Source organism: Nitrospira sp. ND1 (genome assembly GCF_900170025.1).
Classification (GTDB): Bacteria; Nitrospirota; Nitrospiria; order Nitrospirales; family Nitrospiraceae; genus Nitrospira_A.
Genome location: NZ_FWEX01000006.1, coordinates 2,592,900 through 2,617,156, shown reverse-complemented (window position 1 = coordinate 2,617,156; position 24,257 = coordinate 2,592,900). Strand labels below are relative to the sequence as shown.

The window sequence follows — 24,257 nt, the reverse complement described above, 5'->3', positions numbered from 1 at the left end:
CATGAGTGCTCTCCCGTCGGACCGCAAACAGCCCGCATCGGCCGCCCTGGTGATCTTCGCCAAAGCCCCGATCCCGGGACAGGTCAAAACACGCCTCTGCCCGGGCCTGACCGAAGACGAAGCCGCCACACTTCACGGCAGCTTCGTCCTCGACACCCTCGAACGCACCAAGGCGGCGGTGCATAAGTTCAAGCTTCCTGTCGATCGCTTTCTGGCCTGTGCGCCCTCAAGCACCCATGTCTTTTTCAGAATCATGGAAGCGCGCCACGGCGTCACGCTCCTCGATCAACAAGGCGACAACCTGGGGGACAGGATGGCGCAGGCGTTCAGCACGCTCTTTGCCCGTGGGTACCGGCACGTTTTCCTGGTGGGAACCGACGTACCCTCTCTGCCCCTGACACATTATCGCGATGCCGTGCAGTCACTCACCCGGCACGATCTGATCCTCGGTCCGGCAAAAGACGGCGGCTACTATCTGATCGGCATGACGGCCCCACACCCAGACCTGTTCTCGGATATTCCCTGGTCGACGGACCAGGTCATGGGACTCACGCAGCAGAAAGCTGCGGCCGCGGGATTGAAGACCGCCCTCCTACCGGCCTGGAGCGACGTGGACACCCTCGACGACCTTCACGCCTTGATCGATGATTGTGCAGCGGACAAAAAACGCCCCAAACAGGAACGAGTGTATTCGCAACGAACGGCCGGCACGCTGGAGTTGCTCGCGAAACGCCTGCGCACGCGTGAGGCCTAATAGTTTGTCGACAAACTAAATAACGACCCCGAAAATGGAGTTGTGCCCCTCATGCACAGACAGAACCGGAATACCCCGCAGGCTGTTCAGAAAGGCCGTCCAGCAAGGCCGCAGCAAGCGAAGAGGCGAATCGTACTCGTGCCGTACGGTGAGCCTCGGCGCGATGCGAGAACGCCGCTGGCGGACTTTCTCAACAGCCTGCTCACGGAGTCCCTATGACGAATAAAGTTGCCCTCATCACCGGCGGCGCCAAGGGAATCGGCCGCGCCATCGCGCTCGATCTCGCCGCGCAACAATGGTCCGTGGCGATCTGCTACCGCACCAGCAACGCAGCCGCGGATGAAACCAGCGCGGCCATCAGGGCACGCGGCGGGCAAGCCCTGGCCGTGCAGTGCGACGTCTCAGACCCGAAGGCCGCCGGCGACGTGGTCTCACAGGTCGAAAGCCGGTGGGGAAGAATCGACGCACTGATCAACGGCGCCGGCCCCTATCACCGCGTCAATCTCTTCGACGAGACGCCGGCGGGCTGGCGTGAAATGTTCGAGGGAAACTTACACCCGATTTTTTATCTTGGGCAGGCGGTCGCACCCGGGATGAAGGCACGGAAGCAGGGACGCATCATCAACTTCAGCATGGCCAACGCGGACCAGATGGTAGCCCAGCCGGAGGTGACGGGGCACTATATCGCCAAAGCCGGCGTGTTAATTCTCACCAGGACACTGGCAAAACTGCTCGCCCCCTACGGCATTACCGTCAACGCCATCTCCCCCGGATTCATCGATTCGGGCAGCGCGCCGCCCGATGAACTGGCCGGTGTGGTCAAACGAATTCCCGCCGGATACATCGGGAGCGTGGGGGATACAGTCGCGGCCGTGCGATACCTGCTCAGCGAGGAGGCGCGCTACGTTAACGGCGCCAACCTGCACCTCAGCGGCGGATGGGGCATCTGACTCGACGGTTTACCTGGCAAAGAAGAGAATGGCTCCGATGATCGCCGCCATGAGATAACTTTTTGAATCCTTGACCGCGAACACCACCGGATCGTCGTCCATTCGATTCCGGTAGGCCAGCATCCAGACCCGACTGATCCAGTAGAGCATCACCGGACAGACCAGCCATAATACGTCCGCATGCGTGTACAGCAGCAGCACTTCTTTACTACTGATGTAGAGTGCCAACACCAACACCGCCAGCAATCCGCTCGCCGTGCCGATACTCGACACATGTTCCAGATCCGTCACCCAATACCCTCGCCCGTGCAGTTCCTTGCCTTCGGCCTCACCGGTGAGCCGCAGTTCGGTAAACCGCTTCACCAAAGCAAGGCTCAGGAAGAGAAACAACGAGAACGTCAGCAGCCAATGGGAGGGAGCCACCCCCGTCGCAGCCCCGCCTCCGTATACCCGCACGGTGTAGAGTTGGGCCAACACAATCACATCCAGCAGCACGAACTGTTTCAGATAGAACGAATACCCCGTCGTCAGAACCAGGTAGCCGGCCAGCACGAGCAGAAATGGCGAGGGCAGTGCCAGCGCCAGCAAAATACCCCCCACAAGACACCCGGCAGCCAAGAGGAGCCCGAACGGAATCGAGAGGCTGCCGGAAGCAAAGGGACGGTATTTTTTCCGGGGATGCCGGCGGTCGGACGCGAGGTCGAGACAGTCATTGACGATATAGACGGCAGACGCTGAGAAACTGAATGACAGGAATGCCAGGGTGGCCTGCAGCATCAGGGCTCGGTTGGTGATTTGATGCGAGGCGACCACCGGGATAAACACCAGCACATTCTTCGCCCACTGATGTACGCGCAAGGCCTTGGCCACCTGCTTCAGCCATTTCACCGGCTCGCTGAACACACGACTCACCGGGGTCAGCGTTTGCGCGCGGCTCACCAATCCGGCAGAGGCATTCACGATGATCGCTTCGTTAGCCTCGGCCCACACGGGCAAATCGGCGGTCGAATTTCCCGCATAGGCAAAGCGGCGAGCCCCGTATCGCTCAACCAGGAGGGCAACCTTGCGTGCGCCTTTGAGATTGGTCGAAGCATCGCTCCCGAACACCCGCTCATCGAACAACCCGAGATGAGCCGCTACGGCACGGGCAAAACTCTCATGACTGGCTGTGGCCAGCACCAGCTCACGCCCAGCCCGGCGTTCGTTGGAGAGAAACTCGACCAGAGCCTGGTCGTAGGGGAGCGCGCTGGCATCGAGCGTCACACGGCGGGCAATTTCATGCTTGAAAGAGGCTTTGCCTTTCAGCAACCAGAAGGGAAGCTGAAAGACCGAGAGCGGACTCTGCTTCAGCAGCGCCAGCAGCGATTCCCACAGCAGATCGGTCCTGATGAGCGTGCCATCAAGATCGACACACAAGGGACTTTTGGGGTGGAGATCCTCACTCATGGGACGCAGGAGGGATTCTATCGGCAAGGGGGAATCTGGGCAAGCACATACGACGAACTTCGAGGGAGTGAAGATCTGGTATGCCGGACGGGGATCGAACCGACTGCCCCTGAAAGCCGGCTACGGATTGGAGAGAGGAGTGGACGACGGCTCAGCGCGCTTATTCAGCTCCGAACGCCTTCTTCAGCAACGGCACCACTTCGCCCTTGGCTTCCATGGGGTCCAGAATATCCGTGTCGCCGTAAAACTGTCCGTCGATGAACACCTTCGGCAAAGTCGGCCAGTTCGTCAGCTTCGTCAACGCCTCGCGTTTGGCGGGCTGGGACAACACGTCGATAAGCTCGTAGGGATACCCGTATTTTTCGAAAAAGTGCATGGTCTCCCTCGTAAACCCGCACATCGGCATGGCTTTGGTGCCCTTGCCGTAAATCAAAATCTTGTTCGCCTTGATTTCTTGCTGAATCTCTTCTTCGATCGGGTCAGCCATCTGTCCCTCCTCTACTATTACTATGTGTTCACTTCTTCCGGTGTCTTGGCGGTAATCTCCAAGGCATGGATACGTCCGTCTTTCATCGGAGCGGCCAAGGCCTGGTATACCATCCGATGTCGGTCCAGAAGATTCTTGCCGAGAAACCCGCCTGAAGTCACCCGTACAATCAAATGGTCCTGCGTGCCGGTCTTGTCGATCACGGTCACGGCAGCATCAGGAAACACCTGACGAATGAATGCGGTCACAGCCTCTGCGGTAATCATCTTTCTGGAGAATAACGCATACGGGAAGCCGAAGGCAATCTGAACCACCGACGATTTCATTGCTGAGCAGGACAACCTGGGTGTCGAACGCATGGATATTTGATGGACAGCCCGCTACACTGCGCTATTGCGCAAACATATCCGGACCTCGCACTCATCCAGGATGAAAGGAGAAGACTCATGGCCCAGCCACATTCACGTCGCCCCCGCCGCCTGACACGGATCACTCTGTGCGCCGTACTGCTTGTCCTCGGATGCCAGTCGACCCTGTCCGTGCGAACAGCCGCAGCCGCAGGTTCCGGGTCGGAAGCCATTCAAGGATTGGGAAGTTACTTCCTGACACTGCCCTATGGCGGCATCAAAATGGCCGTCGCCGTGCTCGGCGCGGTCGCCGGAGGAATGGGGTTTATCTTCACCGGCGGGGACAAAGTGACGGCTGAAAAAATCTGGAGCCCGGCCCTGGGCGGAGAATATGTCGTCACCCCTGCACATCTCCGGGGCGAGAAAGACTTACATTTCTTCGGCAACACCCCGGCTAAATAGCGCCTCTTTATCGGAACCGGTCTCGACCGGTCCGCTCCACAGCCACGGCCTGCTGAATCGTTCCAGTTCCAAATCTGATCGACAAGCCGGTGGTGCATTTCACCCGGCCTGGTGGTTCTCAACCACCAGGCCGGAACCCCTCCTCACTTACTTTTCCTAACATACTGAAATCACGATCTTCTTCAGGCTTCCTTCATTGGCATGTGTGTTGCTGTTACTCAGCAGCAAGTACGGCAGATGCAAACAACAAACGACACAACCATCAAGGAGGGGATCATGGGAGAATTTAAATCGGGTTTCTTCATGAGTGAGTCCGCCTGCAACGGTCGAGTGCTCGTCGTCGATGATGAACCGGACATTCGCAAAGTCGTCCGAATGACCTTGCAGAAGGCCGGGTATGAGGTCATCGAGGCGGAGAACGGGGAAAAAGCCATCGAGGCCATCAACACCGGAGAAAACCGGCTGCTGCTGGACGTCCTCATCTGCGACATCCGCATGCCGAAGATCAACGGGGTTGAGGCCATTGCCTACTTCCAGCAGGAATGGCCGCGTGTGCCGATCATTGTCCTGACCGGCTTCCCCGACACCGATATGGCAACCTCGTTCTTACGAAGCGGCGTCGTCGACTACCTCGTGAAACCGGTCGAAGGAGAAAAGCTACGCACGGCCGTGGCCAGAGCCATGGAACAGCGGGAGCTTGCCCAGCTCTAGTGACGCCCATGCCGACAGACGGCGGCACACCCTCCACGTCGGGGAGGCATATCAGGCCTCCCCGACGGCAAGGTGCGAGTGGGTGAGGCTCGCCTCGGACCGGACCTCTTGACACATCACGGGAAGCGACTATGAAACTTTGTGCGACGAGAATTGCCATCATCGGCGCCGGAAAAGGCGGAACCGCGATCCTGGATCTCCTTCATCAAATCCCGGACGTGGAGATCATCGGCATTGCGGACAAGGATCCGACGGCTCCCGGACTCAAGCGGGCGCGAGATCTGAATGTGCTGGTCGCGGAACGGGTGCAGGATCTCATCCAGAATCATGGCGTCAATCTGATCATGGATGTGACCGGCGACCCATCCATGGAACCGCTCATCCACACCATGAAGCGTCCCGGCTCCGAGGTCCTCGGCGGAGCCGCCACCAGACTGCTCTGGAAACTCGTTCAACACCAGTCGAAATTGGAAGCTGAATTGTTCCAGGCCGACAAACTGGCCGGACTGGGCTCTTTTGCGGCCGGTATCGCGCACGACATCAACAATCCGCTGCAGTTGATTCTCGGACTGGCCGAAAATCTGGAAGAGGAGCAGGACCTCGCGGTCGTCCATGAACAGGCCCGCGACATCACCGAGGCCGTCAAACGCACCAGCGCCATCTGTCGCGACCTGACCCGATACGCAAGACGCAACGGCTCCAGGGAAGAGGTCATGGTCAACCTCAACACCAAGCTGGACGAAGCGCTGAGAATCGCCCGTTATGCGGTGACGCTCCAGGACGTGACCGTCGTCAAACGGTATGCGGAAGAAGCGAGCGTGATGGGCAATCCCGACGAACTCCTTCATGTCTTCGTCAATTTGATCACGAACGCGGTCCAAGCCATCAAGGATCACGGCACATTGACGCTCCAAACCGCTGTCGGGCCGGACGGACTGGTCAGCGCTTCGGTCAGCGATACGGGGTGCGGCATCCCCAAGGAAGCCTTCTCGAAAATCTTTGAACCACTCTACACCACCAAACCTCCCGGGAAAGGCACGGGGTTGGGGTTGTACAATGTGATGTCGGTGATCTCGAAAATGGACGGTCACATTTGCGTCGAAAGCGACGTGGGCGTGGGCACGACCTTCCGCATCGAATTTCCACAGGTGCAGCCGACCATATCATGCGCGCCTCTATGACAAGTACATCGCGCTCCTTCTCGAAGGCCCTCGGGTGGGGCCTGAAACGTAAGCTCATCGTCTCCATGCTGATGGTCGGCGTGGTTCCCCTCCTGCTCGGCCTCAGCCTGGCCTTCCTCCAAGGATCGAAAGAAATCCAGGTCGTCAGCGGGGAAAGCTTTCAGGCGCTGGCCACGGAGGCGGCCCGCAAATTAGACCTCCTCGTGGCGGAGGAGGTGGCCAGGACCTCCCGCATCGCGGTCCACCCGGATATCGTGCGTGCGCTGGAACACCGTCGCGACGCGCTCCACGCCTCCGATCAGAACGCTACGTTGCCGACTCTCGTGCAACAACGGGCCCGCTGGGCGGCAAGAGACCCGGCTGCGATCAAAGCGATCACGGGAAATTCCACCGCCCTTCTCTTGCAAGGTTTTTACGCCGGCTCGCAGAGCGAACCGGACCAACTCCTGCCGCAGGTCGTGCGCGCCGCCACCAAGAAGCTGTTCATCACGGATGTGCAGGGAAACCTCTTTGCCGCCCTGACGACCAAACCCGGCTTCTCCCATGCCGACAGTCCCTGGTGGAAAGGCTCGTTCAACAGAGGAGTCGGCCAGCTCTACATCGAAGATCTTCACTTCGACGAACAGGCCAATGCCTATGTCTTCAGCATTTCCCTGCCGGTCATGGACAGCCTTCGGTATGAAGTGGTGGGCGTGCTCCACCGGGTCATCGATGCCAAGGAGTTCTTCTCTCCCTCGACCCACCCCATCCGGTTCGGCAAGACCGGCCATGTGATGCTCATCGATAGCCGAGGCATGGTCCTCAGCTGCCCGATCCTGCCGACCGGCGTTCAGCTCTCAGGCGCATCGCTGATTCCCCAGGTGACGGTCCGTCAACCGGGCTGGGTCACGGCCGACAGTGACGGGCACGGCGGCCAGGGCACCGCCATCATCGGATTCGCTCCCCTCCCCGAAACCAGTCGGGCCACAAACGGGGCACTGGAAAACGGCGCCTGGCATACCTTTGTCTGGCAATCCTCCGATGAGCTGTTCGCCCCGATCCGGCACCTCATGATGTGGATGATGATTCTCGCCGGGATCGCGCTCGGCTTGCTCGCCACATTAGGGTATTTCGCGGCCAGCCGGATTGTGACGCCCGTCAGACGACTGCAGGAGGCCGCGCGCCTCATCGGGCGAGGAGAATTGCAGGAGCCGATCCAGATTCACACGGGAGATGAACTGGAAGAGCTGGCGGTCGAATTCAACCGCATGAACACGCAACTCGAAGCCGCCTTTGCCGGATTGAGCACCCAGGTGGAAGAAAAAACACAGGAGGTGCAGTACCTCCAAAAATCGACGGATCAGGTGCTCGACGCCGTCCCGACCCCGATCATCATGATCGACCAGCAAGGCTTCGTCCAATACATGAACCGCGCGTCCCGGGATGCCATTCAGCCACAGGAACAAAGCTGGTCGGGCCGTCTGCTCTTTGATCTTCTCCCTCTGGACGACGATCACCTTCAGGCCTTGCGGCGAGACCTACGACTCGTTGAAGAGAATAAGTCGACCGCGCCCTTCCGCCAGGACCAGGAGCCCGTCCTGAAAGAGGCGCGCGACCCGCTCAATCAAACCCTCAGCCAGGCGTCCCCCTCAGCCAGACGGGAATTACGGATCGACGCGCACCTGTACCACTATGAATGGTTTCCGCTGGAAAGTCGCAGCGGGGCAGGCAAGCGCTTCGGCCTCGTGCTGCGCGATACCACCGACGAAAGCCGGCTGCAGGACCAGCTGATCCAAGCTGAAAAATCAGGCAGCCTCGATGTGCTGACCGCCGGCATCGGCCACGAACTCAACAACCCGCTGTTTGGAATTCTGGGCCTCGGGGAGGCGATCCAGGAGGAAGCGGACCTGGCTCGCGCCAAGGGTTATGCGCAAGACATCGTCGGGCACGGCCGAAAGATGGCGGCCATCATTCGGGACTTCACCGGAGTGGCCGCCCGTGAATCGAAAAGCCAACGTGTGCCGGTGGATGTGACCGCCCAGTTGGAACAGGCCCTGGCCATTGTACAGACCTCGCACGACTGCCTCGGCCTGAACGTCCAGAAACACTATGTGGCGGTGTCGCCGGTGACGGCGCTGCCCGACCAGCTTCGCCTGGCATTTATCAACGTCCTCACCAATGCCATTCAGGCCATGAGCGGGCGGGGCGACCTGTGGCTGACCACCGAAGAACAGGACGACCTGATTACGATCACGATACGGGACAACGGTCCCGGCATTTCCAAACACCATCTCGGCAAAGTCTTCGACCCGTTCTACACCACCAAGGGACAGGGAGAAGGATCGGGACTCGGCCTCACCGTCGCGCAACGGCTGATCAAGAAATTCGGCGGCGAGATTCGGCTGGAGAGTCCGGAAGGCCAGGGCACGACCTGCGTCATCACCCTGCCGGCGGACAAGGCCGGGGTTCGAAAGGAGGAGCCATGCGTCTCACCCTGACAGTCATTCGGGCACGGCCGCTGTGGCTCGCACTGGCGCTGGCCTGCGTCTCGAGCTATTCGTTGCAGGCCAAAGATGTCGCGCCGCCGCCTGGCATTCATCCGGAAAAGGTCGCGGACTTCGTGCACGCGGTTCTGGATGCCGATCGAACCATCTACACGAACCAGGTCGTCAACCGGATGCAGGCCAAAGGCATCGTGTCTGCCGCGGAACATTGGGAACACGAAAATGCCCTGCCGCTGCCTGCCCAGTTCCTTCAACATTCGGGCAAACTCGTGGCCGAGTCCGGACGAGGCATTCGCTATCGTCTCATCAGCCTCTGGCCCATCTACCAGCGGAATGCCCCCGCCACCGACTTGGAACGCCGGGCGCTGGAGAGTTTTTCGCAGACCCCCGACCGGCCCTTTACGGGCATCGTGACCAGCGGCCGCAAACAATACTTTCAGGCCATCTATTCCGATCGGGCCATCTCAGCCGCCTGCGTGAAGTGTCACAACAGCCACCCGCTGAGCCCCAAACGTGACTTTGCGTTGAATGACGTGATGGGGGGCATGACGATTACCATTCCCCTCGACTGACAGACCGGCGGTTGAGCGGCTGATTACGATGCGGCCGGCGGGGCCGGAAGGTGCTGCTGGTAGTCGTCCCGGTAGATCTGCAGGGCGGTCAAGAACAGTCCGACGAGAATCGGTCCCAGGAACAATCCGAGGATCCCGTAGACCGCCAGACCTCCGAGCACACTGAAGGTCAGGAGCAACACGGGAATCTCCGCGCCCTGCCCGATGAACAGCGGCTTGAGGATCTGATCGATCGTAGACACGACCCCGATTCCCCAGGCCAGCATGACCAGTCCCTTCCCCACCGTACCGGCCCAGAGGAGATACAAGGCCACAGGCCCCCAGATGAGCGCCGTTCCGCCGAACGGGAGCGGAGCCAGGAGAATCGTCAGGGCCATCAACACCATGGGAAACGGCACGCCCAGTACCGCATAGGCCGCTCCGGCGAGTAGCCCCTGCGCAATGGCCGTCAGCACAATCCCTTTCACCACGGCGCGAATGGTCTGATCCAGGCGAGCCAGGATCTTGTCCTTGTGCGAGGCTTCCAGGGGGATCAACGCATACAGCGACGCCAGCCAGTGGCGGCCATCTTTGAAGAAGAAAAACAGCGTAAACATCATGACGAGAAAGTCGGCGACCAACATAAAGACGTCCCGCACAAGGTCGCTCAACTCGCCCACGATGAATCTACTGAAGGTCTTCGCGCTTGAGAGCACGAATTGTTCGAGATCACTTTCCCTGCCGGTGAACCGCTCCAGCCACTCCCTCACCACAGGGCCTCCCGGTAGCCCGGACAACCGATCGGGCAACTGCTGAACGCCTCCTGAGGCAATCCATTCCCGCACCGCGCGGTCAGCGGATCCGGCCTCCTTCACCAGCATTACACTCAGCACCACCAGCGGCACCACGACCAGGGCCAGCGCAGCCAATGTCAGGAGCACAGCCGAATGCAACTCCCGTCCTCCCAACCAGGCGGTGAGCCGGATGTGCAGGGGGAAACACAGATGCGCAAGAATCACCGCCCAGAGGACCGGAAACACGAAGGGGCGAAACATCAGCCCCATCTGATACAGCAGCGCCAGCAGCACGCCGAAAAAGCAGAGCGCAAAAATCTGTTGTCGATTCATAGTCGTGAAGAGTACCTGCGATTGCAGCCGTTGATAGCAGAACCTGTCCAGGATGTCACGCGTCGGTCTGACGCGCTGTGCCTGAACAGAGGACTGCCGCCAGGCTGAGAGGAGACCCTACGATGCCATAGGGCGCACGGGGTGCGCAGCGTGAGGGCGGGAACGCGAGCCGTCAGGCGTTTTCACCGAGCATGGCGACGGCCTTGGGACGCTGCGAGGAAATATCCCGAACATTGCCGGGGAGTTTCTGGGCTTCGTCACCCCAGGAGGCAACGCCCATATCCGACATCCCTTGAAACTTCGCCCCGTCTTCCATGGAGAAGGCGGGCGCGTGGACTTCGCCGACGAGCAGACCGGTCTTGAGTAATTGGAGCCGTTCCGTCGCCCGCACCGTCGCCTTGATCTTTCCACTGCTGATGATGATCCCGGCTGTGATGGTTCCCTGCACGATGCCGTCTTCGCCGATCACGACGGTCCCCGTGGTGTGAAGATCGCCTTCCAACCGCCCGTCGATGCGGACTGTGCCTTCAACGCGAATCTCGCCTCTGAGCAAGACACCTTTGGCCAACAGGGTGATATTGTCGTTTTCCACAAAGCCGGACTTCTTCATCATCACGCGCTCCTTCTCCCAGGCAATGTCCGATGAACTTGAACTGGAGGACCATCCCAACATGAGCCGAGCCTACACCAGCTTGTGCATCGTACCTAGGAAAAACCAAAACTGCGCTTGACCCGTTCCCAGAAGCCGCTGCCGTGTACTTCGCAGTAGATCGAAGGCTCCGTACCTTCGATAAACAACTCCGCCGACCGCTGCGGACACTTCGAAGTCGCCAACTGAGCCGACTGGGGATCGATGTCGCGCGTGACCACGGCAGGCGGCAACGCAAACTCGCGCGTCGCAGCCGGCGAGATCCGGCGCACGAACTCCACCCACATCGGTAGCGCCGCCTGTGCTCCGGTCAGATGCAGCGCCTCCTCGTCGTCGAATCCCACCCACACACCGACCACCACATCCGGCGTGTACCCGACGAACCAGGCGTCGCGATACCCATCCGTCGTCCCGGTTTTTCCCGCCACAGTCCCGCGCAGGCCCATCGCCTTCGCCTTGGCCGCCGTGCCGCGCTCGACGACACCCCTGAGCAACGAGGTCATGACATAGGCCGCTTGCGGGGACACCGCTTGATGCCGCACTGGCGTACGATGCCAGGCGGGATCCCCTTCCGGAGTCATCACGGCCTGCAACGCCGAGGGAGCCACATAGAGCCCCCCTTGTGCCAGGGCTCCGTAGGCCGAGGTGATCTCCAACAGCGAGACGCCGGAAGTCCCCAAGGCAATGGACAGATTATCGGCCAGCGGGCTGCGAATCCCCAGCTTCTCTGCCATCTGGAGAATTCGCTTCGTCCCCACGGCCTGTGCGATCTTCACGGCGGGAATATTCAGCGATTGTTCGATCGCCGTCCGCACGGACACCGTGCCGTGGAACCGATGGTCGTAATTCTGCGGTGCCCACACCCCGGCTGCCGACTCAAACGTCACCGGTTCATCGACGATCGAGGTGGCTGCAGTAATCGGTTGCCCACCAGTCAATTCACGGCGGGCTTCCAATGCCGCGAGATACACCAACGGCTTAAACAACGAGCCGGGCTGGCGTTTCGACTGCACGGCCCGGTTGAACTGACTGGTGCGATAATCACGACTGCCCACCATCGCAAGAATGCCGCCCGTTGCGGGATCGAGCGCCACCAGCGCGGCTTGCACCGGACTGCTGTGGCCGGTCAGCGCCGGATAGGCCGCTTCCAGTTTACCCAGTTCACTCTCCAGCGTCTGAGTGGCCAGCCGTTGCAACACAGGGTCGAGCGTCGTGTAGGCCCTGACACCGTCCGGCAAGGGCGCCCCGGTCGTCTCTTCCACCTGTCTCAACAGATGGTCGACAAAAAACGGCGCATCGGCCAAGGTGTCCTGCGGCGGCATGACCCGGACGGGCGTCATCACCGCCTGCTTCCACGCGTCGTCGCTCACGAGCCCCTGTTCGTGCAACCGGCCCAGTACCACATCGCGACGCTGCTTGGCCAGCGCCGGATTCCTCAGGGGTGAATAGGTATTCGGCCCCTTGATCATCCCGACCAGCAGCGCGGTCTCCTCCAAGCTCAATGCATCCACGCGTTTGCCGAAATACCGGTGCGCGGCCTCCCCGACTCCATAAATCGACACAGACCCGACCTGCCCGAGATAAATCTCGTTCGCATAACTTTCGAGGATCGCCTGTTTGCGGTATTTCGCCTCCAGGACCAACGCGGCAATCGACTCCTTGAGCTTCCGCCCGAACGTGCGTTGCGGAGAATAAAACAGGTTCTTCGCCAACTGCTGCGTGATCGTACTGCCGCCCTGGATGACCGTGCCCCGGGTCACATTCGTCCAGACCGCGCGGCCCACGGCAATGGGATCGATGCCGGGATGGCTGAAGAATCGCCGGTCTTCGATCGCCAGCAACACATCGAGAAACCGCGCCGGCAGATCGTCGTACGACACCCATTCCCGCACCTGCCGCGAGGCGCCGCGCAACCCGCTGATCAATTGTGGTTCCAGATAGGCGGGGAATAATTCGTCGCCCCCCGGAATCGACAGGACCTTCGTCACTCGCCCCTGGTCGAGCGCCAAACGGGCCGGAACCGGTCGCAGGTGAAAATCGGCAAACTCGTGCAAGTAAATATCGATCTCTGCAGGAGTGACACGATACTCGCCGGGGGTGCGCACGGCCGTCTCGACCGAGCGATAACCGAGCCGGTTGAGGCGCTCGATCAGATGAGCGGAGGCAATATCCAGATCGGGCTTCAACAGAAACGGGGCGCCGTAGATCAGGCGGGGGGGATGCTCGTCGCCGGCCGGCAACGCCAGACTGGCCGAGAGGTAGAGCCCGTAGGCCACCGCACTTCCTGCGGCAAGGACCGCGACGCCGGCCAATACCAGAAGCCCCCGCACGATCCAGCGTCTGACGAATATCACCACCACGTCCCCATCTGCCGAGCATACGCGATCCAGCGAACGAAATCACATGCGTGCACACCGCTTTAGGAAGATCCTCCGGGGCACCCAAGCTTGACAAAGCACCGTGCCTTCTCTTAGATGAGCGCCACATTGCCGAATTTCTACGCCCTTGCACCCATCGGGACGTCCGAAATACGCGTCGGCTCTGCGCGTCACACCCGTACAACGTTACTCGCAAACGCCACGCGCCCGGACAGGCTGATTGCGTTACTGACAGACTCATCCACACGAGGAATATGACCGTGAGTACTCTACGCTTTCTTGATGCCGGTGATTCACAGGAACCCTGCGTGCCCGCGACACGGCCGTCGCACCACGAGAGAACCCGACGGCAGCGCCGGTGGAAGCGACACGATGACGCCTTCCCCCGGCTGCTCATCGCCTGTTGCGCGCTGATTGCCATGACCGCGTTCCTCCCACCGGCAGCCCGGGCGGGAAGTTTTCGCATCTACGATCACAGTGCCTCGGCAACCGGCCAGGCGTCGGCATTCACGGCGCAAGCCGACGATGCTTCCGCCGGGTACTATAATCCGGCCGGCATGACACAACTCCGCGGGGTTCAGTTCTCAGCCGGCACCACTCTTATCGCCGGCGGCTTCTCGTTTCAGAATGGCGCGGGCACCCAGGCCAACGGCGATCTTCGCGGGAGTGTGGCGGTTCCGCCTCCGTCGAACGTCTACATGACGGCCAATCTCAAGGACCTCGGCATCGGCTCCTCCGACAGCACCACTATCGGCTTGGCCGTCTTCAGCCCGTTCGGCACCTTGACGCGCTGGCCGGACAACAGTCCCTTTTCCACGGCGACCACGAAAGCCGCGTTCGAATTGATCGACATTCGCCCCTCCATCGCCTTCCGGCCGCTGCCGGATCTGGCAATCGGGTTGGGAGCGGATATCTACACCTTTTCCGGAGCCTTCGGAGAAGGGCAGGTTGAGCGACAATTTCGCTGGCCCGGCGGGCTCGGCATCCCGGCCGGCACCGGCATGGAATTAAATGGGCGCGACACAGCCGCGGGCTTCAATGCCAGCCTGCTCTACACGCCGCTGCGTAATGGGGACGGGCGTCCGCTCGTCAACATCGGCCTCATCTACCGCAGTCAGGCGACGCTGCATCTCGACGGGCAATTGCTCGCCGGCGGCACGCGTGTGGCAGACGCCCGCACGACCTTTGTGGTTCCGCAGGTTCTCACCGGCGGCATCGCGCTCTGGCCCGTCCGGGATAACGAGCGGGAATGGAAGCTGGAATTGGACGTGGATTACACCGGCTGGAAATCAGTCCGCAATCTGGATACGACCCTGTCGAACGGTCTCACCATCGCCACCCCCACCAACTGGACCAGCGGCTACACCGTCATGGTCGGCACCGAATACAAGTGGCTCAACCCCGCACCGCTGCCCGATTGGGACGTCGCCCTACGCGCCGGCTACTGGCATTCCCAGAAGGCGATTCCCGATCAGACCTTCAACCCTGCCATTCCCGACGGCGACAACCATGCCGTCTCCACCGGCTTCGGGTTCATGTGCCGGGAACACGGCAAGTTTCTCGGGGTCATCCCCTGCGGAGGATCCGACAAAGCCCTCAGCCCCAAAGGCCTCGGAATCGATCTGGCCTACCAGGCCATTCTGTACGAAGGCAGAACCGTCGCCGGGAACGTGAATCCCACCGTCAACGGAACGTATCGCACGACCTTGCATGTGGGCTCCATCAATCTCCGTGTGAATTTTTGATGCCCGGCCTTCCAACGATCATGGTAGAGTAGGCTTACTTACGAGACACGCGCACATCGTGATGCTGCCATCGGTGCTCTGTGCGCGGTGAACCTGCTTCAGAGCGAGGCCTTCGTATGGATCGCCCATCCCACACCGATCCGGCCCCGGATCTGCACACCCTACAAGTTCAGGTCTTGTACCGCAATATGCCTACCGGCGTGTTGGCGAGCGCCATCAATGCCGCCGTTCTCGCGGCGGTGGAATGGTCCGTCGTTCCGCATACGCCCCTGCTCCTCTGGGTCGTCGGTCTGTGGATGGTCGCCGCCGCGCGGGCACTCCTGATCGTCAATTATCGGCGAGCGCTGCCGGTCTGCTGGAGCAGCGCAGACTGGCACCGCTGGATGCTGGTGACCACCAGCATGGCGGGATTCGGATGGGGCAGCAGCGTGTATTTTCTGACGCTGGACATTCCCCTCCCCTATGAATTGGTCCAACTGTTCGTGCTCGGCGGCATGACGGCCGGCGCGGTGTCCGTGCTCTCTGTCTCGTTTCCCCTGTTTCTGTGGTACGCGGTTCCGTTGACACTTCCAATCCTCGGACACCTCTTTCTCAGCGGACACGAGTTCCATCTGATCATGGGAGGCATGGGCGTCCTGTTTCTCCTGGCCACCATCCATTCGGCCTGGAACTTCAACCGCGTGCTGCTCTCCTCGATGCGCCTGCAACTGGAGAAGGTGGCCCTGGCACGGTCGCTGACGACCCGCACCGAAGCGGTGGAACGGCTGAATCAGGACATCACCAAAGAGATCCACGACCGGCGCGTCATCGAAGAGCAACTACGCACCGCGCAGACCGATCTGGAACAGCGCATCACCGAACGCACGGCCGACCTGGCCCAAGCCAACGCGCGGCTGCAGAATGAGGTCCGGGAACACCGGCGGACGGAAGGCGCGCGACTTTCGAGCGAAAAGCGATTCAACTATCTCACCGACAATCTCAACCAGGGCGTGTGGTTTGCGCAGGCGAATCCGCCGCAGGTCCTGTACGTCAATCCGGCCTTCGAGCGGATCTGGGGATTGCCTGCCGCGCGATTCTATGAAAATCCGAAGCTCTGGCGGGACTTTATCCACCCGGACCACCAACAGGTCGTCAGCGAGGTCTACGATGCGGAGATTGCGAATCCCACCGGACGCGACCTGCACCTGCTGTATCGGATCGTACGTCCGGACGGGCAGGTCCGATGGATTCACGACCGGATGGTCATCCACCATACCGCGACGGGGGAAGTCGATAGTCTGAGCGGGATCACTGAAGACATTACGGAAGCCCGCGAACTGGAAGACCAGTTGCGACAGGCTCAAAAAATGGAGGCCGTCGGGCGATTGGCGGGAGGCGTGGCGCACGACTTCAACAATGTGATGACCGTCATCCTCGGCTATAGCGCGGTGCTGCTCCAGGAACTGAGCCAGAACTCTTCGGCCCGCTACTTTGTTCAGGAAATTCAACGCGCGGGGGAACGCTGTGCGGCACTGACCGGCCAGTTACTGGCCTTCAGCAGGAAACAAATGCTCCACCCGGTCTCGCTGGACCTTCACCGGGTGATTCGTGACCTCATGGCGCTGCTGAAGAGCCTGATCGGGGAGCACATCTCGATCGTCCTGCAACTCGACCCTCTTCCGCTCTGGGTCAAAGCCGACGCCGTCCAACTCGAACAGGTCCTGCTCAACCTGGCCGTGAATGCCCGCGACGCCATGCCGCATGGAGGCACGCTGACCATCGATACGCGCCAGGTTTCCCGGGAAGCGGTCTGGGGATCGGATCATGACACGCGCACCGCCCGCACCTATGTGCGTCTGCGGGTGCACGATACGGGAACCGGCATCGACCCGGCCACGAAGGCCAAGATTTTCGAGCCCTTTTTCACGACCAAACCGCCGGGCCGCGGAACCGGTCTCGGCCTCTCCACGGTGTATGGCATCGTGCACCAAAGCGGCGGGACCATTACGGTCGAGAGCGCGGTGGGCCAGGGCACCACCATGACCGTGTTTCTGCCGGAAGTCGTCCCCCCACTGACAGCCCTCCCGCCGGTTCAATCTGAACCGGCCCACACGACGGGGACAGAAATCATCCTGCTGGTGGAAGACGAGCCGGCGGTGCGCCTGCTGACGCAGCATATTCTTCGCACACATGGCTACACGGTGCACGAAGCGGAGGACGGCTTCCAGGCCCTGGATCTAATCCGACGAAACGCGCTGCACATCGACCTGCTGCTGACGGATCTCGTGATGCCCGGCATGAACGGCAAAGAGTTGGCCATGCGCCTCCGCAGTCACTTCGCGGAGCTGAAAGTGCTCTACATGTCCGGGTACAGCGATAACCCGCCTGTCACAGGAGATGAAGCTCAGGGCCACACGACATTTTTGCAAAAGCCCTTCTCGCCCGAGGATTTGATCCGCATGGTGCGCGAGATTCTTCACTCAGTCTCGCCCGCCTAGGAGCCTGTCCGACATGGCCTTCGTAGCGAGGCGAAGAAGGCGCGACCAGATGCGAGGCCGCAGGCCTGGAAAAACCGGAAGCGTATTCGCTGAAATACGTTGAGGATTTTTTCAGGCCGAGAACGACGCAAATGATCGTGGATCGTTTGCCGCAGTCGAACGGTCAATGCCGGACAGGCTCCTAGCTCACTCGACGGGCGAGGAAAGGGACGGCCGGTTCCCGGACGCGCTCAATCCAGCCGGATGCTCGATCCATTGCGGCAGCAAGGACCCGGCCACCATCCCCACGGCGGCGGCCAGCAGGCCCACGAGCTGCGGCGGCCAGATCTGATCGAGCGTGACGGTCAGCTCCGATCCACACCAGGATCCGAGCCCGACAGTGATAGCCAGCACCGCCCCTTGCGTCGTGGCTCTTGCCCAGTACAATCCGGCCAGCAACGGTACGAAGGCGGCCACCAGCGTGACCTTGTACGCACTCTCGACCATCTTAAAAATACTGGCCTCTGAATTGAGCGCAAACAGCAGGACCGTGGCCGCAAACCCGACGAGGACGATTCGCATCACCCGCAACAACCCTTGATCGCTGATCGTGGGCACCCAGCCCTTCACGATATTTTCACTGAACGCAACCGACGGCGCGAGTAGCGTGGCGGACGAGCAACTCATGATGGCGGACAGCAGCGCGCCGAAAAAGATGATCTGCGCCACGATCGGAGTATGCTGCACGATCAGATTGGGAAGGATGAGTTGGGAATCCCGTTCCAGCAACTGCGCCACCTGCGCCGGATCGACCAATGTGGCCGAATAGGCGAGGAACATCGGCACAAACGCGAAGAAGAAATAGAGCGTTCCCCCCAGCACCGATCCTCGCACCGCCGTCCGTTCGTCCCGCGCCGATGTGATGCGCTGAAACACATCCTGCTGCGGAATCGATCCGAACATCATCGTGACCCAGGCGCCGAGAAACGGAATCCACGCCTCCATCCGCGCCGGCGGGAAAAAATCCAGTTTCCCCGCCATGGCCGCATGCGTCACCACCCGCTCCACCCCGCCGGCTAATCCGCTGATGACCGAGCCGATGTAGAGCATGCCGCCCATGATGATGGTGATCTGCACAAAATCCAGAATCGCCACCGAGAACATGCCTCCGAACGTGGTGTACGTCAGGACGATGATGGCTCCCAGCACCATGCCCACCGACTGGCTCATCGCCCCGTCCGTGACCACGTTGAAGACCAGCCCGAGGGCCTTGATCTGGGCCGACACCCAACCAAGGTATGACGCGACGATGCAGAGGGTGCAGAGGACTTCGACCGTGCGATTGTACCGGAGCCGGTAAAAGTCTCCGATAGTGAGAAGGTTCAATCGATACAGTCGACGGGCAAATAACAACCCGGCGAGAATCAAACAGAGGCTCGATCCGAAGGGATCGGCCACGACCGCTCGCAACCCGTCTTTGACAAAGGTGGCGGAGATGCCGAGCACAGTCTCGGCGCCGAACCAGGTCGCAAACACCGTGGCGGTCACCACCGGCAGCGGCAGACAGCGCCCGGCGACGGCGAAGTCTTTGGAGGTATGCACGCGGGTCGCCGCGTAGAGCCCGATCCCGACCGAGCAGGCAAGATAGAGAATCACGAAGGATAGGAGCATGGAGTCATTCGCGCGTCGGTGAGACCACACCCATCGGCGGGTGACGAGCGAGGGAGATTGTACCGGCAGGGAAGCGCCTGCGCAATGGCAGGTGGAACGCGGCAGTCGCTCACACGGTCGGCTTAGGGGCGGCCTGCGCATGCGTCATCCCCTTGCGCAGGCCGCTCGCACCGCATCGGAGGATCGAACTTATTCCGTCTTCGCTTTCAGTTCCTTGACCTTGCCCTTGGCCTTCTCCATCGCCGCGTTCCCCTTGCCTTTGGCGCGCTCCACTTCCGCCTGAACCTTATTGCCCTTGGCTTCTTCGACGGCGGCTTTGGCCTCCCCCTTCATTTCTTCAACCTTCGCCTTTGTGTCGCCCTTCATCTCTTCCATCTTGGCCTTCATCTCACCGGCCCAGCCGACAGACATGAGGCCGAACAAAGCCAATGCGATAGTCGCGGCGGAAATCGACATCCTGTTCATAGAGAGTCCTCCTTGTGAGACTGGTGAGTGACAGCGGAATCCGATGCCCACCACAACAGTGTCTACCAATGACCACACCGGAGCAATTCCTGAAACCGACTACGGAAACTTCCGGAACAGACCCCTCCGTCCTGAGCGACAGGAACAGACGGTAAAAAACAACGGTTTCGTTGACATCTCATGTCGCTATGGTACGAATAGGCCATGCGATATTCATTCTACTTCGCATGGGTGGTGGCCGTCCTTTCGATCTGCGTCCTGACGACGCTGGCCTCGTTTCCGTTGCTCGTGAACGGCGAGCGCCCTCCCGAGCCGAGAATCACGGCAGGAGCGGAGAAGCTTCGGACGATCAAGATCCACCGCCTGCGCTGCAATCCCTTCACGCCCTCGTGTCAGCTTTCCAAGCACAAGCCGTCACATAAAGTGCCGGCTTAGCAGTTAGGAACCTGGCTCCGTCTACGACAGGGGAATTCGCCCCTTGTTCGCCTCCAACCACTGCGCAAAGGTCTGCAGCCCGGGATTCAGCGCCCGGGCGATCGCCGGCTCGCGTGCGCCACAGAACAGCGCATTGAAGTCACGTTTGAACTGAAACATGTTGCCCAGATCATCCGCTCCGGGGAACCCGAATGTCCGGTACACCTCCGGCGGCACCGCGTTGTAGCGCACCTCCTGGCCCAGGGCCTTCGTCAACGCAACGGCCATTTGTGATCCGGTGAGATGCTCCCCCGCGATTCCGACGGTCTTCCCCAGATACGCATCCCGTTTTTTCAACAGCCCCAAGGCGCACTTCCCGATATCCTCAGCCGCGATACCGGGCAATCTCGCCTCGCCCATGGGAAGCGTGAACGCCAGTGTCCCGTCCGGGCCCTTCTTCGGACCCATGCCGAAGTGGATGAGATTGTCCCAGTAGAACGACGTCAGTAAGAAGGTCGTCGGCACACCGAGTTGCCTGAACACCTGATCCGCTTCGCCCTTGGCATCGAAATGCGGCACCTTGTACTTGCCCATCAGTGTCGGCATCCGGTTATCCGAGAGCGGAACCCATCGACGCGTATCTTCGAGGGTCGACCAGATCACATGTGGGACCCCTGCCGACTTGGCGGCCTTGGCCATCGCCTCGGCTTCAGCAAATTCCTTTTCGGGAGAAAAATGCGACCAGAAAAAGGTCACGCAAAACACCCCGGCAGCCCCCGCAAACGCCCGCTTCAAACTCTCGCCATCGTGCACGTCGGCCGCGACCACCTCGGCGCCCAGTCGCGCGAGCTCCCTGGCCTTGTCCGAATTCACATCCCTGGTCAATGCCCGCACCGTCATGCCGCTGCTTGGATCGGCCAGAATCGCCCGTCGCCCCGACCACCGCAATCACCTGCTTCTGTCCCATTTCTCCCCCTCTCCTTTCCACAACCGGTTGCCGCCGCTGAGCATCCTTCCCCTGCAGCCGGTTGTCAACCGATCAGCGCGTGGTTCGTTTCAGAAGGTTAGCCCCAGACCTGGTCTTCGCCGACACGGGGATGGTAGGCTATAGCCAGCTAGCCAGGGAGGAACCTCATGGTACGTCTCACGACTGATCGAATGAAATCTCCTCGGCATTGGGTCACGTTTCTCACAGTCGGTTTCTGCACCGTCCTCTTCACGCCTCCCCTCCACGCCGCCGACTCTTCCGGCCCCTGGGAATGTTCAAGCTACACGGGTGATGCGCACACGCGATGCCTGCAGGCGTTTATCGAAATCCAGCGCGACAAAATTTCGAAGCTGGAAGCAGAGGTCCATGTCCAGCAAAACGCCGTCGGCCAGTTGAAAGAGCAGGCTGATCGGCAAAGTGCCATGACCGCCGACCTTCAACGTCAGATGGCCGAGCAGTCCTCTTCCGTATCGACCTACAATTATGTTGCGCCCGGATTGCTCTATGGATATCCGTCTGTGGGTTTTGGCCTGTACCTCGGACGTCCATGGCTCTATGGCTCACCGTTCTATGGCCGGCCCTACGCCTGGGGACCACGGTACTATCGGCCCTACTATGGACGCTGGCATAGACGTTGGTAATCCCGGACCATAGGCGCCACAGCTGCTGAAACGTGATCCTCTCAGTGCTCTTCCAACCGGAGGGTCCGCCCCTGGCAAGGTCTCACCGCGTTATCCCTTCTCTGCCGCTCCCACCTCTTCCTGAAGACTGACCCGACCATCAATTCATTGCCCATCCAACGGCCCATGCAAGACCGAGCGGCGGCTTCGCTAATCACATTGTTCCACCCCGGTCGCACACTCAGGTGACGCCAATGCGGACTGTATGCTAAACCATACACCGGCCGAGAACCTCTTGAATTGCCTTGTTGGGGACCCGTGTTTCGCTTGCACCACAGCACCGGCGTTACCTGCGCCTTCCTGCTTCTCATTTTCGGACTCCCGTCCGTCAGTCACGCGCGTCCCGATAAGCCGCAACCCAAACCGAACGCCTCGCTCATCCATTCCGACCACTCGATCCACAGGGCGCTCACCGAAGGAACCGCGGCCCAAGCCAAACGGCTGCTTGACCAGGGAGCGAATATCGAGGCACGAGACGCCCAGGGCGCGACGCCACTGATCACAGCCGCAGGCAGGGGCAATCTGGCGCTGGTCACTCTACTCCTCAACCGGCATGCGGAGGTTGAGACAACGGATCGAGCCGGCAATACCGCGTTACATCAGGCGAGTTTTTATGGGCAGGTGCCCTGCGTGGAGGCACTCCTGGCCACAGAGGCGCAGACCTCGGCACGGAACGCCCTCGCATTCACGCCGCTCCATCAGGCCGTCAGGCGATTTTGGGAACTCTCCGGTGAATCCCGGGCGGACCGGCTGACCCGGCAAGCCAACGTGATCGACATACTCCTTCGCTATGGAGCCGATCCTGAGCTCAGAGATGCGAGCGGAAGAACTCCGATCACTCTGGCAACCGAAAGTAGCAATGGTTCACTCCGGCACGCATTTAACAGAACACCCGTGCGGGCCATACCAGCCGCCGAGATACCGCCGACGCCCCAATCGTCCGCCGCGACGGCAGAAAGTCCACAGACAGCTCCCGGCATGGCGGCTCCGGATCTGGGGACACTCTCAAGCGCGGTCCAGAGTAACCCTCCGGCGCCGTCTCGAAGCGCGGCCCCGCTTCCAGCCGTACCGTCGCTCAATCCGCCGACAGACATGTCGGCGCAGGACGACAGGCAACCGGATATCGCAGTCATCCCCACCCCATCCACTCCAGCGACGGAATCCTCCACCGGTTCGACCGCTGCGGAATCCCTCTCTCCCGCACCTGAGGGGACTTCGGCGGCCACTTCGCCCGCTGTTGCCACTTCCAGGCCGCACACAGGTCCGGTACCGGCGCCGCCGATCGCGACCGGTCCCACAAGAGATCCCGAAGCCAGTAAGGCAATCGCCTCGCAACCTCTGCCCACTGAATCCCAACCACCCGCTGACACGGTGACACCGTTGTCCCCGCAGGTATCCGACATGCCGCCGACCAAGTCGCTCACACCGCAGAACACGGTACATCCTCCAACTACGCCATCACCGACGCCGACACCACTGATCGCCGCCGTCGATACCCAGGTGGAGACCAAACCTGCGGCTTCACCGTCGGCGGATCAACAGCGTCGTACCTGGACACCAGCGATCGAGCCTGCGGAGGAAAGACGAAGACCGCGGCAACCGCCCCAGCTCACTCCATCCACTGATTCGACGCGCCCTCACTCCGCTCCGCTTGTCGCTTCAGCCGACTCCTCCTCTGCGGCAGCTCTTGCTCCGCAGACAGGCGCGACCGGTCCCTCGACTGACCGCACACCGCTGCCGACCCTGGCTCCCGCCACGGACAAGAAGGAGAATCCGCCGGACACGGACGCTGAACGTCCATGGATGTTTCAGCGCCTCGGCTTCGGGCTCGGCCTCGGATGGACACATAACCTTGGCCCGAGACGGGTGGATTCCGTCACAGTCGTCAACCGTATCGTCCGCATCGACAATGAACGAAACGATCTGGTGCGCTTCATGCCGGAAATGCACCTCTGGATCGACCGGTGGGACGAGCAACGTTGGAGTTGGGGGCCGTTTCTCACGGTCGCGCCGGGGTCGCGGATCATCGACGCCGTGGGGTTCGGCCTGATGATGGGATACCGGCCGCATCGACAGGACCAATACAGTTTCAATGTCGGTATCGGCGGCACGCTCGATCTCGATGCTCGAGTCCTAGGCGACGGCCTCATCGCGAACGAGCCCCTGCCGGCTCGGGAAACCACGGCCCGCACGAAGCAGACCACCGCCGCCGGTCTCCTCGTACTCTTTTCCGTCGGATGGGACCTCGCAGCGCCCCACCACCCAGCACACACCGAACGACAATGACCTTACATTCGAGGCACCACGACATC

At 60.9% G+C, this 24,257-nt stretch carries 21 protein-coding genes; 12 read left to right on the top strand and 9 right to left on the bottom strand.

Annotated features, from left to right (window positions below; all coding sequences use genetic code 11):
* Position 1 precedes the first annotated feature (1 nt).
* Both NSND_RS17290 and NSND_RS17285 read left to right on the top strand, forming a co-directional pair.
* A complete protein-coding gene (locus NSND_RS17290; RefSeq protein ID WP_080880177.1) occupies positions 2-754 on the top strand; it encodes a TIGR04282 family arsenosugar biosynthesis glycosyltransferase in 753 nt (250 codons plus the stop codon).
* Between the two features lie 215 nt (positions 755-969).
* Complete coding sequence (locus tag NSND_RS17285) at positions 970-1,704, top strand: SDR family NAD(P)-dependent oxidoreductase (RefSeq protein ID WP_080880176.1); 735 nt, start codon at positions 970-972, stop codon at positions 1,702-1,704.
* A gap of 9 nt (positions 1,705-1,713) precedes the next feature.
* Here NSND_RS17285 and NSND_RS17280 read toward each other — a convergent pair whose 3' ends face one another.
* From NSND_RS17280 to NSND_RS17270, 3 genes are all read right to left on the bottom strand, one after another.
* Positions 1,714-3,150: a UbiA family prenyltransferase gene (locus NSND_RS17280; RefSeq protein ID WP_235000291.1), complete on the bottom strand. Its 1,437-nt coding sequence runs from the start codon at positions 3,148-3,150 to the stop codon at positions 1,714-1,716.
* A 160-nt stretch (positions 3,151-3,310) separates the two neighbouring features.
* A complete protein-coding gene (locus NSND_RS17275; RefSeq protein ID WP_080880174.1) occupies positions 3,311-3,637 on the bottom strand; it encodes a glutaredoxin family protein in 327 nt (108 codons plus the stop codon).
* 20 nt (positions 3,638-3,657) lie between these two features.
* Complete coding sequence (locus NSND_RS17270; protein ID WP_235000290.1) at positions 3,658-3,951, bottom strand: BolA/IbaG family iron-sulfur metabolism protein; 294 nt, start codon at positions 3,949-3,951, stop codon at positions 3,658-3,660.
* A gap of 132 nt (positions 3,952-4,083) precedes the next feature.
* Between NSND_RS17270 and NSND_RS17265 the strand changes: the two genes are divergently transcribed.
* From NSND_RS17265 to NSND_RS17245, 5 genes are all read left to right on the top strand, one after another.
* Positions 4,084-4,446: a hypothetical protein gene (locus NSND_RS17265; RefSeq protein WP_080880172.1), complete on the top strand. Its 363-nt coding sequence runs from the start codon at positions 4,084-4,086 to the stop codon at positions 4,444-4,446.
* 276 nt (positions 4,447-4,722) lie between these two features.
* On the top strand, positions 4,723-5,157 hold the full coding sequence (locus tag NSND_RS17260) for a response regulator (RefSeq protein WP_013250088.1): 435 nt from the start codon (positions 4,723-4,725) through the stop codon (positions 5,155-5,157).
* A gap of 131 nt (positions 5,158-5,288) precedes the next feature.
* Positions 5,289-6,338 carry an ATP-binding protein gene (locus NSND_RS17255; RefSeq protein WP_080880171.1) on the top strand — a complete coding sequence of 350 codons (1,050 nt, stop codon included), beginning with the start codon at positions 5,289-5,291 and terminating at the stop codon, positions 6,336-6,338.
* On the top strand, positions 6,335-8,815 hold the full coding sequence (locus tag NSND_RS17250) for a PAS domain-containing sensor histidine kinase (RefSeq protein ID WP_159450854.1): 2,481 nt from the start codon (positions 6,335-6,337) through the stop codon (positions 8,813-8,815). Before NSND_RS17255 ends, NSND_RS17250 begins: the two co-directional genes overlap by 4 nt.
* Positions 8,800-9,393, top strand: a complete 594-nt coding sequence (locus NSND_RS17245; protein ID WP_080880169.1) for a Tll0287-like domain-containing protein — start codon at positions 8,800-8,802, stop codon at positions 9,391-9,393. The genes NSND_RS17250 and NSND_RS17245 overlap by 16 nt, the downstream gene beginning before the upstream one ends.
* Before the next feature lie 23 nt (positions 9,394-9,416).
* On the opposite strand, the gene NSND_RS17240 is transcribed toward NSND_RS17245, so the two are convergent.
* The 3 genes from NSND_RS17240 to NSND_RS17230 all read right to left on the bottom strand — a co-directional run bounded on the left by NSND_RS17240 (position 9,417) and on the right by NSND_RS17230 (position 13,508).
* Positions 9,417-10,499 (bottom strand): AI-2E family transporter, encoded by a 1,083-nt coding sequence (locus tag NSND_RS17240; RefSeq protein ID WP_080880168.1) that lies wholly within the window; start codon positions 10,497-10,499, stop codon positions 9,417-9,419.
* Between the two features lie 172 nt (positions 10,500-10,671).
* Entirely contained in the window at positions 10,672-11,112 is a 441-nt protein-coding gene (locus NSND_RS17235; RefSeq protein ID WP_159450853.1) for a bactofilin family protein, read from the bottom strand.
* Between the two features lie 92 nt (positions 11,113-11,204).
* Positions 11,205-13,508, bottom strand: coding sequence for a PBP1A family penicillin-binding protein (locus tag NSND_RS17230; RefSeq protein WP_080880166.1), 2,304 nt, complete (start codon positions 13,506-13,508; stop codon positions 11,205-11,207).
* Between the two features lie 326 nt (positions 13,509-13,834).
* On the opposite strand from NSND_RS17230, the gene NSND_RS17225 reads away from it, so the two are divergent.
* Together NSND_RS17225 and NSND_RS17220 are read left to right on the top strand one after the other, a co-directional pair.
* Positions 13,835-15,271: an OmpP1/FadL family transporter gene (locus NSND_RS17225; protein ID WP_235000289.1), complete on the top strand. Its 1,437-nt coding sequence runs from the start codon at positions 13,835-13,837 to the stop codon at positions 15,269-15,271.
* A gap of 116 nt (positions 15,272-15,387) precedes the next feature.
* A complete protein-coding gene (locus NSND_RS17220) occupies positions 15,388-17,748 on the top strand; it encodes a hybrid sensor histidine kinase/response regulator (protein WP_080880165.1) in 2,361 nt (786 codons plus the stop codon).
* A gap of 186 nt (positions 17,749-17,934) precedes the next feature.
* Here NSND_RS17220 and NSND_RS17215 read toward each other — a convergent pair whose 3' ends face one another.
* Entirely contained in the window at positions 17,935-19,398 is a 1,464-nt protein-coding gene (locus NSND_RS17215; RefSeq protein ID WP_080880164.1) for a high affinity choline transporter 1, read from the bottom strand.
* A gap of 189 nt (positions 19,399-19,587) precedes the next feature.
* Positions 19,588-19,863, bottom strand: a complete 276-nt coding sequence (locus NSND_RS17210; RefSeq protein WP_080880163.1) for a hypothetical protein — start codon at positions 19,861-19,863, stop codon at positions 19,588-19,590.
* A 204-nt stretch (positions 19,864-20,067) separates the two neighbouring features.
* Here NSND_RS17210 and NSND_RS17205 point away from each other — a divergent pair, with 204 nt between their 5' ends.
* Entirely contained in the window at positions 20,068-20,298 is a 231-nt protein-coding gene (locus NSND_RS17205) for a hypothetical protein (protein WP_080880162.1), read from the top strand.
* Positions 20,299-20,319: 21 nt separating this feature from the next.
* Here the strand turns inward: NSND_RS17205 and NSND_RS17200 are convergent, their stop codons facing one another.
* Positions 20,320-21,225: an NmrA/HSCARG family protein gene (locus tag NSND_RS17200; RefSeq protein WP_200810551.1), complete on the bottom strand. Its 906-nt coding sequence runs from the start codon at positions 21,223-21,225 to the stop codon at positions 20,320-20,322.
* A 186-nt stretch (positions 21,226-21,411) separates the two neighbouring features.
* Between NSND_RS17200 and NSND_RS17195 the strand changes: the two genes are divergently transcribed.
* Both NSND_RS17195 and NSND_RS17190 read left to right on the top strand, forming a co-directional pair.
* On the top strand, positions 21,412-21,906 hold the full coding sequence (locus tag NSND_RS17195; RefSeq protein WP_080880161.1) for a hypothetical protein: 495 nt from the start codon (positions 21,412-21,414) through the stop codon (positions 21,904-21,906).
* Between the two features lie 297 nt (positions 21,907-22,203).
* Complete coding sequence (locus NSND_RS17190; RefSeq protein WP_143833605.1) at positions 22,204-24,231, top strand: ankyrin repeat domain-containing protein; 2,028 nt, start codon at positions 22,204-22,206, stop codon at positions 24,229-24,231.
* The last annotated feature ends 26 nt before the right edge of the window (positions 24,232-24,257 follow it).